Origin of the sequence: Bacillus sp. LBA3-1-1.1 (assembly GCF_040676495.1) — a bacterium.
Lineage (GTDB): Bacteria > Bacillota > Bacilli > Bacillales > Bacillaceae_G > Bacillus_A > Bacillus_A nitratireducens.
This window is the reverse complement of record NZ_JBEGIB010000012.1, coordinates 343,131-361,253: the sequence shown is the minus strand read 5'-3', so window position 1 is coordinate 361,253 and position 18,123 is coordinate 343,131. Positions and strand designations below refer to the sequence as shown.

Below are 18,123 nucleotides of genomic sequence, written 5' to 3'. Positions count from 1 at the left end.
TTTCAATTGTTAAAGCAATAGATACACTTTACTTTAAACGTGTATCTATTGCTCTTCACTCTTTATTGATTAGTAGTTATCTGTAGCACCTTTTGCATCATTTAATACGATTGCAACACTAGCACTTGCTCCAACGCGAGAAGCTCCAGCAGCTACCATTTTGTCTGCATCTTCACGTGTACGAACGCCGCCAGATGCTTTTACACCAACGTTTGGTCCTACTGTTTTACGCATTAATGCGATATCTTCAGCAGTTGCTCCGCCAGTTGAGAATCCAGTTGAAGTTTTTACGAAGTCAGCACCAGCTTTTACTGATAATTCACAAGCACGTACTTTCTCTTCATCTGTTAATAGGCAAGTTTCAATGATTACTTTTACAAGAGCTTTTCCTTTTGCTGCTTGTACTACTTCATAAATATCTTTTTCAACGAACTCATTGTCGCCATCTTTTAAAGCGCCTACGTTGATTACCATATCAACTTCAGTTGCACCTTTTGCGATAGCATCTTTTGTTTCGAAAGCTTTTGTTTCAGTAGTGCTTGCTCCTAATGGGAAACCGATTACAGTACAAACGTCTACATCATGTCCAGCTAATTCTTCAGCAGCTAGCTTCACCCATGTAGGATTAATACAAACAGAAGCGAATTTATATTCCTTTGCTTCTTCGATTACTTTCATAACATCTTCTTTTGTAGTATTAGCTTTTAAAATTGTATGGTCAATTAACTTTGCAATATTCATTATCTTCACTCCTCATATCTTTTAACAACTTCATTCTAACTCTTAGTTGAACAAATGTAAATACACTTTTGAAATTTTGTTCATTCTTTTTTAGAAGGGAATTTCTTGTAATACATTGAAAGTAGTATAAGCTTGTAAATAAAGGATGTGTACCACTTGTTTAAGTCAAAATTCTTTATATTCACATTGCTAGTATGCACCTCACTATCCATATTTATTTTTTATAAAAGGGATGTTATTTTCCAAGAAGGAAATCCCATTCCATTTGCTTTAGCTATGTCTAAGATGGTTATTCAAGATAAAGAAATGGTGGAAGTAGAACCGATAGATAATCAATACCCCTACTTAGTAAAGCGCGGAAAAATGGAACCTTTTATCGATATGATGGAGCAAGATGGATGGACTTTTGTAGATAGAGATATTATGGCTAACTCACTAATTTTTGAAAAAGGAGATCAATCAAAGAGCGTTCCTTACAAATACTTTACAAGGTACTACACATTGATTTATTCATACTAAAAATAAAAGACTTTCTCAAAATTAACATTTTGAGAAAGCCTTTTATTTCTAACCTTTTTGATAATGTAACAATTCTTTCGCCGTATGCTGATCGATAATTAATACATTTGCATACCCGCCACGTAACGCACCATCAATTGCTTTTATTTTTCTATTACCACCTGCAACTAAAATAGAACGTTTCTTTAACTTTAATTCTTCTAACTCAATTCCAATTGTACGCTTATTAATTTCTTCGCTACTAATATTTCCGTCTCCATCAAAGAAACGTGAACAAATGTCACCGACCGATTGTTTTTTCAAAATGTTCGTTTCATCCTTATCGAAATATCCTAATCGGAATAATAGCGCTTCGTCTCGCACTGTTCCAACAGTGAAAACTGCAATATTCGCTTGTTTTCCCATTTCGATAATGTGATGAATATGTCTATCTTGCTCCACTAATTCTTTTGTCACTGCATTATCAAATATAACCGGAAGGGGTAGATTTCTTGGCGTCGTTTGAAACGCATCTGCAAATAAAGCAATCGTCTCATTCGCATATGTATTTACACTTGAGTGACTAATCCCACCTTTTAATTGGACCACCTCTACGCCTTTTACATGTTGTGGTACGATTTTTCTGGCGATTTCATACATCGTCATTCCCCAGCTTACACCAACGATATCACCGTTTTTCACTGTCTTTTCCATATACTCAGCAGCATACTTACTAATATACTCCGTAATCGTTGCATATTCTGGTACTGGAGAAAACACAACATGTGCCTCTAACAAGTTGTACTTTTCTTTAAGTAAATTCCCAACGTTATCTAAATCAGCAAATGGATCCGCTATACTAATTTGAACAAATCCTTTTTCCTTTGCGTACTTTAATAATCTAGAGATTGTCGGTCTTGAGATATTTAATTTGTTAGCAATTTCTTGCTGACTATAATCTGATTGATAATATAATCTTGCAACTTCAACGCTTAATTGTTGTTTATCCTTATCCATAGTAACTCATTACAAATCCTTTCCTGTATTTCCCTTTCGTTACAAGCATTATACAGCTTTATGCAAAAAAATTCGACTACCGAATTTTATCTAACTGAACTTCTACTACACTTAGTATATACAATGAAACTTATTGTGTAGCTGACTTTTTACACCTTTATAGGAGTTGGGCCCTTGTTTATAAGCTCCACTCCCCTTCTTTTATACATTTCATTCACTAGATTAATAAGCATTTCAAATGCCATACCATGATTTCCCAGTCCCATTGTTATTCCGCATTTTCCACTTGTAATTTTCTATTTCAATTGAATATGTAACATTCTATATTTTATTATTGCGATATCACTTTATTAACTATCATGTAATAGCGCATCATTACTATCCATTGATAAATCAACATTTGTAATTTAATTCCTCATATTAAGCTCTGATAAAACACTTTTAAACACTTTATTCAAATAATTATATTGGAATTTCTTGTTCTACACATCTATACGCATTTTATGTATTTTATAGCAGAAGAGTAAGGTAAGAGTTACTCTTTGCCATTTTAGGAGAGGTTCTGTTGGAGACAATAGGACCTTTTTTCGTAAACAGATGGTTTTGTTTAATTTTTCACCACTAACCACAAAAAATATCTTATAATCGTTATATACTAAATTAAACTAAGAGATTAGGAGTAGATCAAATGCCAGTTACACTAGAACTTATTCTTTTCATTCTTATAGCAATTAGTGCTGTTGGCTATTTAATAAAAGAATTTCAAAAAACTAGGAAAAGAACACTTGGAATTTCAATAGAATTTTTGGTTCTTTTCTGGTCAATATGGAGAATATCGACTATCATAATCTAATTTGTAAAATATAATCCCCCTTGATTAAAACTCAATATTCCGTCAATACTGTTGATAGGCTGTATGCCAAAGCTCATTTAAAGTAGTTTTCTCTGTATCTCCTTGTAGGGAGCAGTTAGCTTTTTGCTAACTGCTCTTTGTTTATAAAAATGCACACAATCACCTGGACATACACATAATATTTTGTGTTCCTTTCTTTATAAAATGAATCTCATCACGAGAGCACTTAATACAGTGCTCTTTTTTGGGTTTTAAACTAATACAAAATGAAATTTTTGTTATAAATAATGAACTTTCAAAGCTACTGAATTGTAAATATAAATACACTACTACATATTCTTTCTGACACTTTCTTTTGTGAATTTAATAAAGTACCATCTAAATCTAAAACGATTGCTTTAACCCCGGATTCTAATTCCATATATATGTCCCCTTATTTACAGTATAAATTCCTCCTTTTATATTCTATATCAAGTTATAAACCCCTGTATATTCCATACATGTGAAAGAAGTTTTAGCGGCATTTTGACTCATCCAAACACATAAAGTAACTAAATCTTTTACTTGGTACCTACCAGTTTGTTGCACATAACCAACATCTCTAGCAATATCTCGTAAGGTATTTGGAGATAAGAATCTTTAAAATTCTTCAGCAAATAATTGTAATTCATCAGATACAGAAATAGACATAAAAAACGCTATCCTTTCCTATGATTTTACAGAAAGAATAACGTTTTTTTCATTTTAATGGTATTACTTGATAGTGATGTGTATTCCTATGAAAGCTAATATACAAATAACATCAATAAACTTGTAACAATCCCGACCCAAATGCAGAGAATGAAACAATAACCCATGATATCTTTAATTTTCAAGCCCAGCACTCCTAAAAGAGGTAGTGCCCAGAACGGCTGAATCAAATTTGTCCATGCGTCCCCCCAGCCTACCGCCATAGCGATAGTAGCCGGATCTACACCTAACTTCAAGCCTGCCGGGACCTGCAGTGGCCCTTGCAAAGCCCATTGCCCCCCGCCAGATGGTGCTAATAAGTTCACCAATCCCGCTGACCAATATGTAAATATATCAAATGTATCCTTTGACGCAATGGATGCCATCCATTCAATGATTGAGCTTCCCAATCCTGAACTACCTAAAACAGCAATAATCCCCGCATAAAATGGAAACTGTAGAATAATTGGAGAAATTGATTGCGCAGATTCTTTGAATCCTTGTGCAAAGTTGCCAAGAGAACCATGCAGGAGCAAACCAAGTGACAAGAAAAACAAATTAATGATATTTAAATCTAAACTATGACCGTTTATGAATTCATAAACACAATACAACGTGCCGATTGCGCCTAATACTATTCCTAGAACCGGTGTCCATTCCAGTTTTTCCGCAATAGTTAAATTCTTTTGAGGAGGTTTTACAAAAGAATTTGTATCTGTTTCGAGTGCTTTATAACTGATAATCCCGCTTTTTGGAGCCATAAGTACAATAATAATTGGCATCGTGATGAATAGAGTGAAAAAAATAATTAGAGTAGAGTAACTAAAAATTGTTTGTGAGGTAGGAATAATTCCAATCACATCTACAAGAAAATGATCCTTTGTGGCAATTGTCAGGCCAATAGAACTGGAGAGACCTGCGCTATATAAGGCTGTCGGAGCATAAGCAGCTGCTACAAGTAATGGAAAATGTGCATTCGGATTCTTTTTCGCTACTTCCTTCGCAATGATCGCTCCCACAACTACGGCTAGTCCCCAATTGATATAGTATGCAATTGCACTGATCAAAAATGTCATCGTATAAGCCTTTTGAGGCGTATCGGCTAACTTTGCAACGGACTGCAAGCCTCTATTAATAAACGGGACAGAAGCTAGCGTCATCCCTGTAACCATTAGCAATACCATTTGCATTGTAAACGTTAAATAAGTCCAAAACCCATCCCCCCAAGATTTTACGATTTTGTACGGATTTGAGGGATTCATCAACAAAGCTATAATGAAAGTAAATAAAGTGAGCAGCACAGCAATAACAAAGGCATCTGGGACATATTTCTGAGACCATCTCGAAAATACATTTGCACACCGTGTAAGCAAAGATTCTTTCTTTCCTGGATCTGTATTTGTCTCCAATAAGGAATGTTTCATAAATATTCTCCTTTCTAAATTTTAATAAGGTAAATATAAATAACATTCCACAAAAGAAAATAAAATCCTTTTGCACTTGCAAATTCTTCCCCCACTCGATTTAATGAAATTTTTTATCTCTATCTGCTATTTCCACCTCATAATCCACTTCTATATTTATACTAGAATAATTTAATTTTTATACATTTTTTATACATTCCTTATGACTTCGTTTTTTTGACGTATAATGAATGACAGAAATTATTGATGACTGCAAAAGAAGTTAATAAAACATATCTAATTATTGATTCACCGCTTTGGCTATAAGTGCTGCGTATGCTTCTGCACTTACTTTGGTTAAATACACACCATCAGGTGCAAAATAGTCCCTCTTTCCAGCACTTGCTGCATACCAATCAACTAGAGCTACATTCAGATATTCAGATACCTTTACTTTCAATCTCTCATTCACGATTGATTCCCACGGACGTGGTACCTTCGTATTAATAAATGTCATTTTACTTTCATTTCCAATTAATTTTATTAATGAAACAAGTTGCTCAGTAGTAAAGGCTCCATTTGTACCTAATCCAATAATGACATAGTTTCCTAAATTCCCTTCATTTTTTAACTCTTCAACTACAGGAATCTTTATTTTAAATCCACAGGAATAGCCATTTTTTTCATTTTTGGGGTATTTCTTTTTATTAGCTTGATAACGATGTGGTGCTACCACAGATTTGAACCATATTCCTCAACGAACAAAATAACTTAATATTATTAAAATTAAGATGGGGCAAGTCGGAGGAAGGCACCTTAGAGCGCCTTTTTTATTTCATTTCGGCATAATATAACAAGATAAATGTAACTAGATTTGTTACACCTTCTATAAATCTTACAAGTTGAATGTACGGCGAACAGATATATGAAAATAAAATTACTTACAGCATTAGCATGTAGCACATTAATTATGGGAATGGCTGCTTGTAGCACAAACGAGAAAAATGCAACTGAATCAAAACCTAAATAAGAAGCTAAGAAGTACTATGATGAGTTTAATAAACATAAAGAGGTTATGGATAAAGTAGTCAAGTAAACAAAAGCACTCTAAGGAGTGCTTTTGTTTTTTCTCAATAAATAATACAACTTAACATGGGGGCCTTTCGCTAGCTTGATAGCAATGTGGCGATCCCCCTATATGTATATAAAATTAGTATGGAGGTGTGAAATCAATTATAAAATAGTAGCTTTAGAATAAATGAAATGAGAAAGAAATAATCGCCATTATTTCTTTCTCATTTCATTTACATATTTATTTTTGGAAAAATAACCTAACTCCAAATATTAATAATACTGTACCAGTAATACCCTCTATTGTACGGTTTACTTTTTCTTTTCTTAAAAAAGTTCTTAATTGACGTATAAGTGAGATATAAAGTAAATACCATATTGCTGTCAAAGTCGTAAATGTGACTCCTAATAAAAGAAATTGGAGGAAATGATTTTGATTACTCACAATAAATTGGGGTAGAAAACTAAGGAAAAACACAGCAGTTTTTGGATTTAAAATTGCCGTAGTAAATCCTTGTCTAAAACTTTTAATTGCTCCAATATCCTTAGAGTCCATTACTACTGAACCTGACATATCTTCTTTTTTATGTAAGGCACTTTTAATTGACTTTACAGCTAAGAAAATTAAATAAAAAGCTCCAGCATATTTTATAAATGTAAATAACATAGAGAATTTCATTAGGATGGCAGAGAGTCCTAGCGTAGCCATTATTGTATGAATCATCATTCCAGATATCGTTCCTAAGACAGTCTTCATCCCACCATTTTTACCATACGAGATAGTATTTTTTGTAACTAGTGCAAAACCAGGACCAGGCATTATTATGATTAGCATTGCTGTAAGGATAAATAATAAATAATTTTCCATGTTCTAGTATTTCCTTTCCAATTTTTAATTTTGCTTACAGTATAGCTTTTTTCATTAAAACATTAAATATAAAAAGCTTGATCGGAAGTTTATTAAAGTTATTAGTATCAATTTGACTAAACACTATCCCAGAGCCACATTGATAAAACACATGAAAAACTTATATATCAAATTACAAGTTCAACTCTCACTAAAAACGCAATAAAAAATAAACAGCGGAACTAGTCCACTGTTTACTTTGCCACGCCTTCATGTAATTTTTCTGTATAATCCTTTACATCTTTCCAGCTATCTTTCGCTGTATTTAAATCTTCTTTTATAAAGGTAAATTCTTCAGGGCTGATTCCTTTTACGTTTTGTAGTAAATTATTATATTTTGCCCCTACCGTATACCATTGATTTGATATATTTTGCAGTGCTGTGATTGCTGCATCGATTGTTTCTGTCATGTTTGTTGTTTTATTTTTCACATCAGTCAAAATTGCGACTTCTGCTTGTGCTCCTGAAATTCTATCTTTTAAATTGGCTATTTCTCTTTCTGCATTTGCTATATCTTTTTTCGCAATCGCAATCATCGGTCCACCAGCAAGACATGTTATTAATGCTACGCAAAGTACGCCACCAGCAATGACCATATCATTACTCTTTTTGATCGAATCGTTATATGTATTTATTTGTTGCTCTAATGCTGGAATACCAGCATTCGTACTTGCTAAAATCGCTGTTAATTGATTTGTATCCTCTTTAAAACTATTTGTATCTTTCGCCATTCTATCGCGAAAAGCTTTTAAATTCCCTAATAATACATCTACCTCATTTTGATTCTTTACAATATCCGCATACAACTTTTCTAAATCCACTTTTAATTTACCGCTATCCTTTTGATCAATCGCTACTAGCATGCTATTATAGTACGCTTGAAAAGTATTATTGTAATTAATAATATTTTGATCCGTTTTCATAATTTGAGGCTTCATATTATTTAACCAATACGCCGCATTAATTTTTGCATCTCTTTGGTGCTGAACCATATTTCCTTTAAACTCACTATTAATTGAACTTATTTTACTCAAATCAGTCTCTTGCTGATTTTGAATTAATTTTGCATATGAATCCATTGCGAATATGCTCGATGTCGTTTGCGCCATTACATCTTGGAACCCTGCTGGTCCGAGAGAATAATTTTTCGCATTTTCTTGCAATGTTTTTACGTTTTGTTCCGCTGCAAAAGGATGTAAAGGAAGCACATTACTCATTGCCACTCCAGCAATCATTATTGCTAAAAGACATTTCTTATAAAATCTTTTCTCCATACTTTTCACCTATTCTCTATATAAGGATATCAAAAGCTCCTGCTCACAACTGAACAGGAGCTTCAACTTATTCATCAATACTTAACGCTCTAACGATTCGTATTCGATTATGCTTTTTTCGTATCTACTACTTTAATGTCTTCAGCATAAATTTTTTCTGCATAGTCTTTAATGTTTTTCCAGCTATCTTTCGCGATGTTTAAATCTTCTTTAATGAAGACAAGGTCATTTGGACTAATTGAATCTACATTTTGAAGTAAAGAATTGTATTTTGATCCCATTGTGTACCATTGATTTGAAATATTTTGCAACGCTGTAATTGCAGTATCAATCGTATTTGTTAAATATTCCGTTTGCGTTTTAATGTTCGTTAATCCTGCTACTTCTAATTGCGCAGTTGTAACTTGTCCTGTTATCTTTTGAATTTCTGCTTGTGCATTATCAAGCTCTTTCTTCGCTAATACGATTCCAGCTGTACCACCACCTACAGCTGCTGTACCACCTGCAATTAATGCGATTCCTAGCGGCGTTCCTGCACCAGTAGCAATAACTACTGCACCACCGATAATTGCAATCGGGCCTAAAGCTGTCGCAACAGATGAACCGATAATAATTGCATTATATTTACTAATTGCTTCATTATACGTTGCAATTTGATTTTGCAGAAGCGGAATTCCAGCATCTTGACTAGCTAAGATTGATGTAATTTGATTTGCATCCCCCTTGAAGTTTTGCGTATCCGACGTCATTTTATTTCGGAATTTCTTCAAGTCTTCTACTAACTGATCTACTTGCGCTTTATTTTCATTTATACTACTTGATAATCTAGTTAGACCTTTCGTAAGAGTTGCTTTATCCTTCGCATCTACCGCAGCAACTAAAGTATCGTAATAGTTTTGGAATTTCGTATTGTAATTAATAATATTTTGATTCGTTGAAATAAGCTGCGGCTTTAATACATCTAACCACTGTTTCGCATTTCCTCTAGCTGTATCTTGGTGCTGAATCACTTTTCCTTTTAAAGCTGCATCAACAGTCGATACATTACCAAAGTTAACATTTCCTTGTTTAATAATTGTTAAAGCGTACAGATCCATTACTAAAGCATTTGAACCTGTTCTTTCCATTGCATCTTTTAGGCCTTCTGGTCCTAATGAGTATTCTTCATAGTCATTATAAGCTTTTGCTACTGCATGAACCGGAGCTTGTTTCACTGTACTTTCAGCTGCATACGTATGGGCCGGCATAATATTCCCTGCTGCAAATACTGCCATAAGTGCTGATAGAGCCATTACTTTATAAGGTTTTTTTGTCATTTTTCTTCTCTCCCTATATCGCTAATTATTTTTCTGTTTAATGTACTTCAACGTTTGTAACGTAATCTTCAAATTGATTTGTTTGCTTATTCATTTCATCACTTACTTTTTTAAGTTGATTGAAATGTTTTTGAAGTAAACTACTGTCTGTATACGTGCCTTCTTCAATATTTGTTTGAATTTGGATCATATTATTGTTTAAAACTTTCCAATCCGTTAATAACGTCTCTAAAGTTGAAATTTGGCGATCAATTAGTTCTGTAAAGCTACTTACTTGATCTTCAACGAATGTAATTTGAGTTGCCTCTGATTCAGTTTGTGATAACTTTTGAATAAGTGGTAATAACTCTTTTTGCTTTTGTTGAATACGAAGAGCGGCTTCCCTCGTTTGACTATCTGCAGCATTTACAATTTCATTACTTAAAGTACTGATAGAAACAAAATCAATTGTTTTCGTCTGTGCAGTTTGATTTGTAATTGTAAATACTTGTTTACCGATATTAATAGAACCTTTAATAATTTCTTGTGGTCTATTCAAAATAGTAGTTAGTTCAGCTTGAATTTCCCCTTGAATTCTTTTTATGTCTTCTCTTAATTTCACGATATCTCCACTTGATCCTTGCAGTGTTTTTATTGCTTCATCAGCCTTTACTGATAAGTTGTTACTATCTTTGTCTAATACTGTTTTAAATCGATTTAACTCTAATAAATCTTGCTCCATACTCTCTTGAATGCTTTGTACTTGCAATTGCAATTTTCCATATGCACTCGTAAAATCTGCTTTTGCTTGTTCATCTTCATTTACTTTTCCTGCTAGTTCATAGAGCTTACTATAATAGCTATTAAATCTAGTGCTGTATCTCATCATCTCTTGATTTAAGTCGATTAGCTTTGGATTATATTCATCAATCCACTCTCGTACATTCGCTTTTGCAAATTTTTGATGATTCGTTAAACTACTCATAGCGTTTACCTTAATGTCTGGTTGTTGTAAAATAACTAATCCGTATGCTTGGATAAGTGGTGACTGTGACCCTAACATTCTAATTGAATTTGATAATGTATTTGGAGCAATTACATTTTGCACGTTTAATACTTTCACCTTTGATTGCCCTTCTTCAGCGTAAGCGCTTACAGGAATGAAGCAACTCGTAGATACTGCTGTAACCAATAACCCTGTAATTAAAGTCTTTTTCACTTTAACTCCTCCTATGTATTAGCAACTATTACTATCGCATTTTAGTATTCTATTTTCTTGCGAATGATTTGAGATGGTTAAAAATAGAGAACGTTCTCACCGTGAGTCATGTACGAACCACCTCTCTCAAACTTTATTTCTACAGTACTTACTTATTGTTATAAAACATTTCATAACTTTTCACATGTGCTTAGTATGAATAATATTGTATAAAATTTCTGTTTCATCGCAATTTCCACATTCACACAGTGAATATATTACATGAAAATATTATTCATTTTAAGCTAAATAACGTACGTAAATATGAAATTCCGTTTTGTTTTTATTTAAGTTTTGTACTGTAAGGTCATTTAAACACAGCTATTCATCTACCGTAAAGAAGTATTTTAATTCCCTTTATTTTCAAGCCCTCATGTCCTTATTCCAAAATAAAATCCACTTAACTTTCCCCATTAAAATATCCATATATCACAACAAAAAACACTGTTTACTCATAAGTGAGAATATTATGGTGATATAACTTTAAGGCCTATATGCAATTATGCATAACATATACACAAAAAGGATAGCTTCACTTTCGTGAAGCTATCCTTAAAAAATCTTATTACTTTTTCAAATGATATGGAACTGTCGTAATAACAACATTTCTTTTATAGAGTAAATACGCACGAATGAGTAAACTAGATTGATTATGAAGAATGTTATGCCAGCCTTTTTTCGGAATAAACTGTGGTATAACGACTGTAACCCGGTAATTTGATTCACTCGCTTTATATTGCACTGTATCAATGAACTTTGTTAGCGGCTGAATAATACTTCTATAATGAGAATGTAATGTAACAAGCCTTACTTCAGGTTGCCACTTCTCCCATTTCTCTTCAAATTTCTTTTCCTCTTCTCTGTCAAAAGCAACATACACAGCGATAACTTGATCTGCAGAAAGAGCTTTAGCATAGTTCAGTGAATTTTCTACTACATGAGTCATACCTGCTACAGGAACGACAATTACATTCCCTTCAATCGGAACAAGTGGTTCACAAGTTTTTAAACTTAATTGATCCCCCACTGCATCATAATGCTTCTTAATTCGATGGAACAAGAAGATAATGGCAGGTAAGAAAATAAGGATCGACCAAACTTGTGCGAATTTAGTTAAAAAGAACATACTCATTACGATAAAACTAATGACTGCACCAATTAGATTGACCGTTAATCTCAAAGCCCATCCTTCAGGTTTTTCACGAAGCCATTTTAATACCATCCCAGTTTGAGAAAGTGTAAATGGAATAAATACACCTACTGCATATAACGGGATTAAATGTTCTGTTTGCCCTTGGAAAGCTACAATTAAAATAATTGAAGCGATTCCAAGTATAATAATACCGTTTGAGTAACCTAGGCGGTCTCCTCTAATCGTAAACATTCTCGGTATAAACTTATCTTTCGCAAGGTTAACTGCTAATAGCGGAAATGCAGAATAACCTGTATTAGCAGCAAGAATTAATATTAAAGCTGTTGTACCTTGTATGAAATAGTACATGAAATTACGTCCAAAAGTTTGTTCAGCAATTTGTGAAACGACTGTTACTTCCTTACTTGGATTAATTCCGTAATAATAAGCTAAAAAGACAATTCCTGAAAATAAAACTGCAAGTAATGCACCCATTGCAAGCAATGTTTTCGCTGCATTGTTAGGTGCAGGATCTTTAAAGTTTGGGATTGCGTTAGATATCGCCTCAACACCCGTTAAAGCAGAGCTTCCTGAAGCAAATGCTCGTAACAGTAAGAACAAACTAATTCCTGCAACTGGTGTTCCAATCGGCGTGTGTAAAGTCGGTGACACGTGACCAGTTAAAATATTGTATATCCCTACACCAATTAATATAAATAGTGCTAAAACGAATAAATAAACTGGATATGCTAAAACAGAAGCTGATTCCGTTACCCCTCTTAAATTTAAAATAGTAATCAATATAACAAATATAATCGCAATGATTACATTATGTGCATGTAAGCTAGGGAAAGCTGATGTGAGCGCATCTGTACCTGCAGATACACTTACTGCAACAGTTAAAATATAATCGACTAATAAAGATCCTCCAGCTATTAATCCTGGATTCATCCCTAAATTTTCTTTTGATACTACGTATGCACCCCCGCCATGCGGATAAGCAAAAATAATTTGTCGATAAGATAAAATAAGAGCTGTCAATAATACTAATACCCCAACAGCGATCGGAATAGAATACCAATAAGCTACCGCTCCAAGGCCTGCTAGTGCAATTAATATTTGCTCTGGTCCGTATGCAACTGATGACAATGCGTCAGAAGATAAAATGGCTAGCGCCTTCGTTTTATTAAGCTTTTGCTCTCCTAACTCAGTTGATTTTAACGGCCTTCCAATTAAAAACCTTTTGATAGATGAAACCACTGCTATCCACTCTCCAATAATTTTGTACGAAATTTTCTGCTAGTTACAGCGTATAAACTATTTCTTCAGAAAACAAAAAATGTCTACAAGCCGTAACGAAATAGACTTGTAGACATTATATTTTTTGTCGCACAAGCTCCACCTTCCTTCTCAATATAACGCTTACGAGGTTAGCTGTCGGATTCGGACCTTTGAGTAGCCCTACCTTTTTCAAGGATTCACCCCATTGGATTAAGTACTAATCCATAAGAACGGGTCCCCCGCACCATGCGGTTTCAGCGATTTAGAAAATTGAAACTGTGGATTATAATACTCCTTTATTTTCAAAATGTAAACAAAAATTTTTAAAAAGAAAAAATTAAAATGATTGCGCATAATCCGCCGATAAATATACATAATGAATACTAAAAAATCGATAAAGGAGACCTATATGTCTAAAGAAAAGAAGCCTATTTTTTCCGATTCCTATTTAGATGCATTAGCAAATGAAATTAATCAATTGTATGGGAAACGCGAACAAGAAATAAACTTGACAGAAAGGGTTAAAAGAAATAAATAATTTGTCATAAAAAATAAAAAAGAAAGCAATACATTTATATATTGCTTTCTTTTTTATTTTTTCATACATCCAATTCTATTGCCGATCTGTTAAAGACCATTTCTTCATGCACTTTTAAATTTTGATATACTGCTACTAATAATGGTGCTTCTATAGAAAATTGTTCTGCTAAATCTAGTAAGTATCCTTGTAAGTGCTTCCCTTCAATGGACGAACCTTTTTCCATATCACGCTGCATCGATGATTTCATATCATACGAAATTTTATCAATTGTTTTCATATGTTCCTCAACAATGTTCTCCTTTACCGGAGCTCCTAATGCCCTCATGATTTGCACAGATTCTTCAAATAAGTTTTGGATAAAATCGCGTCCACCTTCGCTTTCGCGAATCGGTCCTATTGGTGCACGCATTAATGTTGTCACACCTGACATTACAGTAATAAATAAATATTTATGCCACATATCTTGCGTAATATTTTCACTTAAAACAAAACTAGATTTCGTACCTGCAAATCCTTTAGAAATATGATTGATTCTCTCTGAATCTTGAGACTTAATTTCTCCAAATACAAGTCTGTTGGCAGCACTCGTTTGTACAATTTCTCCCTGATCGTTTAATGTTGTCTCGATAAAGCATAGACCGCCAATTACTTTCTCTTCACCGAATTCCTTTTGTAACAGCGATAAATGAGCGATACCATTTAATAATGGGATTATTACAGTATTTTCACCTACAAACGGCTTCAAATCTTGAATTGCCTCGTTTAAGTGATACGCTTTTGTTGAAAATAAAATGACATCAAATGGAGAAGTTCGATCTTCTTTCGTTATTAATTTCGGTTGGAAGGAAAAATCCCCGTTAATACTTCGGATTACAAGTCCTCTTTCCTCCAATTGTTTTTTCCGTTTACTACGAACAAGAAACGTAACATCTTCTCCCTTTTCTACTAATCGACCTCCAAAAAAACCTCCAACGCCACCAGCTCCTAATACTAAAATCCGCATATAACATCCCCCTTTTCAAAATACAATTTTATAACTTTTAGTATACATAACATTATACATGTCCCCTATTAAATAAGCTGAATTTTCATTCTTAATAGAGTATAAAACAGTGGTTATTTTCAAATGAATTTGGGCATGTTGTTTTTATAGCATACATGGAAAGGAAACAATGTAAATGGAGGCAATACAAGCAATTGAAGAAAAAGATGTAACAACAGCTGTATTTCAATTTATATTCCCGTTTTCTTTTAAAACTGGATATGAACAAAATATGTTCCCTTTCTTACAGAAAAATGATTTTCGCCCTTTTCGACTCGATCACCTTGAAAATGAAAATACATACTACGGAAAGTTTCAAGTTTCACATCAAAATATGGAAGCATACTATCTTTCCTTTACAAATAAAATTCTATTTCCTCACTCAGAGCATCAAAAAGGATTACAGCGCTATTCTAAAGACCTTAACCTAACTGGACATTTAACAACAAATCTTATTTCCGTTCCATTCAAAATACACTCTATTGACGTAACACTTTGCCCTTATGAGCTTGGCTTCTTAACAATACGGACAGAAGTAGAAACCTCTCCAAACATGACATTATCAGAAGCAATTGAATTCGCTGCCCGCTTCCGTGTACTTGAAACTAAAAATGACACAACTGAGACTATTTGTATTGAATGTAATGGAAAACAATATTCACAAGTAGAGAAGCTTATATTCGGCGATTTATTTCATGGCTTAACAGACTTCTTTGAGAAAAAGAGATTGCGGAGCTCTTACTTTCAAACATTCCCATTCTTTGAAGATCAACGAATGTATGTACAAACTTTATTATCCGTGAATAAAGAGTCAGACCTTCATATAATCGATGTATACCGAACTTCCAGTCTTTCCGGATTAACAGACGATGGCAAGCCGTATATTAGCGCAAATAATGTTCCTTATATTCAAGATTATTTAACAAAACATTCTTATCAAAGATGGGCTCCTAATCGCTACTTTGTTATGGAAGAACACATTTTTACATGTATAACAAATGAAGGTGAACAAGCAATCGCTAAACTTGCTAGTCAAATGTACGGGGAATTTTATTACGCTTTATTATTAAACTTATTTCATAAAGTTGTTTTATTAAAGATGGCAAACGCTTATGCCGAGTTAAATATTGAACAAGATACAAATGAAATAGAGAAATTAATTTATTCAATCAATTCGTTTACAGCGAATTACTTTTCTTTAGAATTAGTATCCCAATCACAGAGTGAAGATATTTTTTTTCGCTTAAGAAGGCTATTTAACATTGAGGTTCTATACGCGAATGCGAAACAAAATCTTGATAGTCTGTTTAAATATCAAGAAAACGTCACCTCTAAAAAAGATAGCCTTTTATTATTAATTTTAACGCTCTACTCTGTAGTAGGCCAAATGTTGGGGTTTACTATGATTGATCTTTTAAGAAACACCGATTCAAAAAAAATATCGTCGCCACTTGAATTTTTCGCGCTTCTAATAGCAATCAGTGGCATAGTCATTTCACTTATATTAGGTGCGCAAAGTTTATACCAATGGAGTCTACAACATAAAAGAAGAAAAGCATGGGTAAAACAAACTGTACTTTCTGCTGTGAAAGAGAAGGATAGTACAAAGTAACTAAAAAACAGATGGCAGCACGATGCTACCATCTGTTTTCTATTATGCTTACTTCCCTGCTTCGATTTTTTCTAATGTAGCAGCTACTTGCTCTTCTGTTAATTCGTGTTGCACGATATAACGATTACGTGGGTGTACACGACATTCATGAGAACATGCACGTAAATGTTGTGCTTCACTTTCTTCAGAACATAAAATTTTCTTGTTACATTCAGGGTTTGCACAGTTTACATAGCGCTCACAAGGTTCACCTGTAAAGTGATCTTTACCAACGATAACGTGCTCTTTTTGGTTTACTGGTACAGCGATACGCTCATCAAATACGTAACATTGGCCATCCCAAAGTTCACCCTGTACTTCTGGGTCTTTTCCGTATGTTACAATTCCGCCATGAAGCTGACTTACATCTTCATAACCTTCACGAACTAACCAACCAGAGAACTTCTCACAACGAATTCCGCCTGTACAGTACGTTAAAATCTTTTTGCCTTCAAGTGTTTCTTTATTTTCTCTAATCCAATCTGGTAATTCACGGAATGATTCAATATCTGGTTTAATTGCACCTTTGAAGTGTCCTAAATCAAATTCATAATCATTTCGTGCATCAATGATAACTGTATCTTCTTGTTTCATTGCCTCATAGAATTCTGTTGGCTCTAAATATTTACCCGTTATTTCTTTCGGATTAATGTCGTCTTCTAGACGAAGTGTAACTAACTCTGGACGAGGGCGTACGTGCATTTTCTTAAATGCATGTTCATCTGCCTCATCAATTTTAAAAACGATTCCAGCAAAACGTGGGTCATTGTTCATCGCTTCCACGTATTTTTCTGTTTGCTCAACAGTTCCAGAACAAGTTCCATTAATTCCTTCTGTCGCTACAAGAATTCTTCCTTTTAACTCAAGTGATTTACAAAATTCTAAATGCTGTTCAGCAAATTCTTCTGGATTTTCAATTGTTGTGTACATGTAATATAGTAATACTCTATATGGTTTTGTAGTTGCCAATGTATTTCTACCACCTATCTAAATTTTAAAATCATGTATAAGTTAACGTTCATATCAAAACATATATAATAAGAAAATACATACTAAATTGTACTTAGCCTATTTTCTTCTATTTACAATTTTTTCTATAAGTTAACAAAAATAAAAACAAGATTACATCACAAAACACTATGGTTATGTTGTAATCCCAATATATTATATATCATACAATTTCATTTCCATCAATTAATATGCTGTAATATAAGCTCTATGTTCACATAAATTTCAAAAACAACCCTATAATTTATTATCTTCCCCCTTATTCAGCATCCATAAACTCCCAAAACATTTTTCACATCGTCACACCATTCTTTGCACGAAGTCATATAATTTGCATTAAGGAAACTTTCGTGTTCAAATGAAATTGCCACATAATATATTTAAATGTATTGAAATAATGAGTAAGAATAAATACAATAATT

The 18,123-nt window shown here is 33.5% G+C and carries 13 protein-coding genes, 4 pseudogenes and 1 riboswitch; of the genes and pseudogenes, 3 read left to right on the top strand and 14 right to left on the bottom strand.

Annotated features, from left to right (window positions below):
• Nucleotides 1-69: 69 nt before the first annotated feature.
• Nucleotides 70-741: a deoxyribose-phosphate aldolase gene (gene deoC, locus MRBLBA3_RS12825; RefSeq protein WP_001017444.1), complete on the bottom strand. Its 672-nt coding sequence runs from the start codon at nucleotides 739-741 to the stop codon at nucleotides 70-72.
• A gap of 156 nt (nucleotides 742-897) precedes the next feature.
• Here deoC and MRBLBA3_RS12820 point away from each other — a divergent pair, with 156 nt between their 5' ends.
• Nucleotides 898-1,260 (top strand): hypothetical protein, encoded by a 363-nt coding sequence (locus MRBLBA3_RS12820; protein ID WP_000477042.1) that lies wholly within the window; start codon nucleotides 898-900, stop codon nucleotides 1,258-1,260.
• Nucleotides 1,261-1,308: 48 nt separating this feature from the next.
• On the opposite strand, the gene MRBLBA3_RS12815 is transcribed toward MRBLBA3_RS12820, so the two are convergent.
• The 11 genes and pseudogenes from MRBLBA3_RS12815 to MRBLBA3_RS12765 all read right to left on the bottom strand — a co-directional run bounded on the left by MRBLBA3_RS12815 (nucleotide 1,309) and on the right by MRBLBA3_RS12765 (nucleotide 13,438).
• A complete protein-coding gene (locus tag MRBLBA3_RS12815) occupies nucleotides 1,309-2,256 on the bottom strand; it encodes a sugar-binding transcriptional regulator (RefSeq protein WP_212090231.1) in 948 nt (315 codons plus the stop codon).
• 152 nt (nucleotides 2,257-2,408) lie between these two features.
• Nucleotides 2,409-2,522 (bottom strand): annotated as a pseudogene (locus MRBLBA3_RS12810) (Holliday junction resolvase RecU); the annotation flags it as partial.
• Between the two features lie 924 nt (nucleotides 2,523-3,446).
• A pseudogene (locus MRBLBA3_RS12805) lies at nucleotides 3,447-3,530 on the bottom strand (HAD hydrolase family protein); the annotation flags it as partial.
• Between the two features lie 71 nt (nucleotides 3,531-3,601).
• Nucleotides 3,602-3,799, bottom strand: a pseudogene (locus MRBLBA3_RS12800) (IS4 family transposase); the annotation flags it as partial.
• 95 nt (nucleotides 3,800-3,894) lie between these two features.
• Entirely contained in the window at nucleotides 3,895-5,262 is a 1,368-nt protein-coding gene (locus MRBLBA3_RS12795; protein WP_212090229.1) for a short-chain fatty acid transporter, read from the bottom strand.
• A 280-nt stretch (nucleotides 5,263-5,542) separates the two neighbouring features.
• Nucleotides 5,543-5,890: pseudogene (locus MRBLBA3_RS12790) on the bottom strand (acetyltransferase); the annotation flags it as partial.
• A 663-nt stretch (nucleotides 5,891-6,553) separates the two neighbouring features.
• Complete coding sequence (locus tag MRBLBA3_RS12785; protein ID WP_016129143.1) at nucleotides 6,554-7,180, bottom strand: LysE family translocator; 627 nt, start codon at nucleotides 7,178-7,180, stop codon at nucleotides 6,554-6,556.
• 233 nt (nucleotides 7,181-7,413) lie between these two features.
• Nucleotides 7,414-8,493, bottom strand: coding sequence for a non-hemolytic enterotoxin NHE subunit C (gene nheC / locus MRBLBA3_RS12780; protein ID WP_363381540.1), 1,080 nt, complete (start codon nucleotides 8,491-8,493; stop codon nucleotides 7,414-7,416).
• Between the two features lie 107 nt (nucleotides 8,494-8,600).
• Nucleotides 8,601-9,809, bottom strand: a complete 1,209-nt coding sequence (nheB, locus tag MRBLBA3_RS12775; RefSeq protein WP_000162972.1) for a non-hemolytic enterotoxin NHE subunit B — start codon at nucleotides 9,807-9,809, stop codon at nucleotides 8,601-8,603.
• Between the two features lie 37 nt (nucleotides 9,810-9,846).
• Entirely contained in the window at nucleotides 9,847-11,007 is a 1,161-nt protein-coding gene (nheA, locus tag MRBLBA3_RS12770) for a non-hemolytic enterotoxin NHE subunit A (protein ID WP_212090223.1), read from the bottom strand.
• A gap of 604 nt (nucleotides 11,008-11,611) precedes the next feature.
• The gene (locus MRBLBA3_RS12765) at nucleotides 11,612-13,438 is read right to left on the bottom strand and encodes an APC family permease (RefSeq protein ID WP_212090220.1); all 1,827 of its coding nucleotides are present in this window, start codon (nucleotides 13,436-13,438) and stop codon (nucleotides 11,612-11,614) included.
• A 144-nt stretch (nucleotides 13,439-13,582) separates the two neighbouring features.
• Nucleotides 13,583-13,729: riboswitch (cyclic di-AMP (ydaO/yuaA leader) on the bottom strand.
• Between the two features lie 139 nt (nucleotides 13,730-13,868).
• On the opposite strand from MRBLBA3_RS12765, the gene MRBLBA3_RS12760 reads away from it, so the two are divergent.
• The gene (locus MRBLBA3_RS12760) at nucleotides 13,869-13,997 is read left to right on the top strand and encodes a hypothetical protein (RefSeq protein ID WP_000031870.1); all 129 of its coding nucleotides are present in this window, start codon (nucleotides 13,869-13,871) and stop codon (nucleotides 13,995-13,997) included.
• Nucleotides 13,998-14,058: 61 nt separating this feature from the next.
• On the opposite strand, the gene panE is transcribed toward MRBLBA3_RS12760, so the two are convergent.
• Nucleotides 14,059-15,003: a 2-dehydropantoate 2-reductase gene (panE, locus tag MRBLBA3_RS12755; RefSeq protein WP_363381536.1), complete on the bottom strand. Its 945-nt coding sequence runs from the start codon at nucleotides 15,001-15,003 to the stop codon at nucleotides 14,059-14,061.
• A gap of 175 nt (nucleotides 15,004-15,178) precedes the next feature.
• On the opposite strand from panE, the gene MRBLBA3_RS12750 reads away from it, so the two are divergent.
• Complete coding sequence (locus tag MRBLBA3_RS12750; protein WP_212090210.1) at nucleotides 15,179-16,654, top strand: hypothetical protein; 1,476 nt, start codon at nucleotides 15,179-15,181, stop codon at nucleotides 16,652-16,654.
• Between the two features lie 48 nt (nucleotides 16,655-16,702).
• Here the strand turns inward: MRBLBA3_RS12750 and MRBLBA3_RS12745 are convergent, their stop codons facing one another.
• On the bottom strand, nucleotides 16,703-17,662 hold the full coding sequence (locus tag MRBLBA3_RS12745; protein ID WP_212090207.1) for a rhodanese-related sulfurtransferase: 960 nt from the start codon (nucleotides 17,660-17,662) through the stop codon (nucleotides 16,703-16,705).
• Between the last annotated feature and the right edge of the window lie 461 nt (nucleotides 17,663-18,123).

What these genes read in the sequence shown, in the direction of transcription:
- deoC (WP_001017444.1), bottom strand. Translation starts at nt 741, where the DNA reads ATGAATATTGCAAAGTTAATTGACCATACAATTTTAAAAGCTAATACT.
- MRBLBA3_RS12815 (WP_212090231.1), bottom strand. Translation starts at nt 2,256, where the DNA reads ATGGATAAGGATAAACAACAATTAAGCGTTGAAGTTGCAAGATTATAT.
- MRBLBA3_RS12795 (WP_212090229.1), bottom strand. Translation starts at nt 5,262, where the DNA reads ATGAAACATTCCTTATTGGAGACAAATACAGATCCAGGAAAGAAAGAA.
- MRBLBA3_RS12785 (WP_016129143.1), bottom strand. Translation starts at nt 7,180, where the DNA reads ATGGAAAATTATTTATTATTTATCCTTACAGCAATGCTAATCATAATA.
- nheC (WP_363381540.1), bottom strand. Translation starts at nt 8,493, where the DNA reads ATGGAGAAAAGATTTTATAAGAAATGTCTTTTAGCAATAATGATTGCT.
- nheB (WP_000162972.1), bottom strand. Translation starts at nt 9,809, where the DNA reads ATGACAAAAAAACCTTATAAAGTAATGGCTCTATCAGCACTTATGGCA.
- MRBLBA3_RS12760 (WP_000031870.1), top strand. Translation starts at nt 13,869, where the DNA reads ATGTCTAAAGAAAAGAAGCCTATTTTTTCCGATTCCTATTTAGATGCA.
- panE (WP_363381536.1), bottom strand. Translation starts at nt 15,003, where the DNA reads ATGCGGATTTTAGTATTAGGAGCTGGTGGCGTTGGAGGTTTTTTTGGA.
- MRBLBA3_RS12750 (WP_212090210.1), top strand. Translation starts at nt 15,179, where the DNA reads ATGGAGGCAATACAAGCAATTGAAGAAAAAGATGTAACAACAGCTGTA.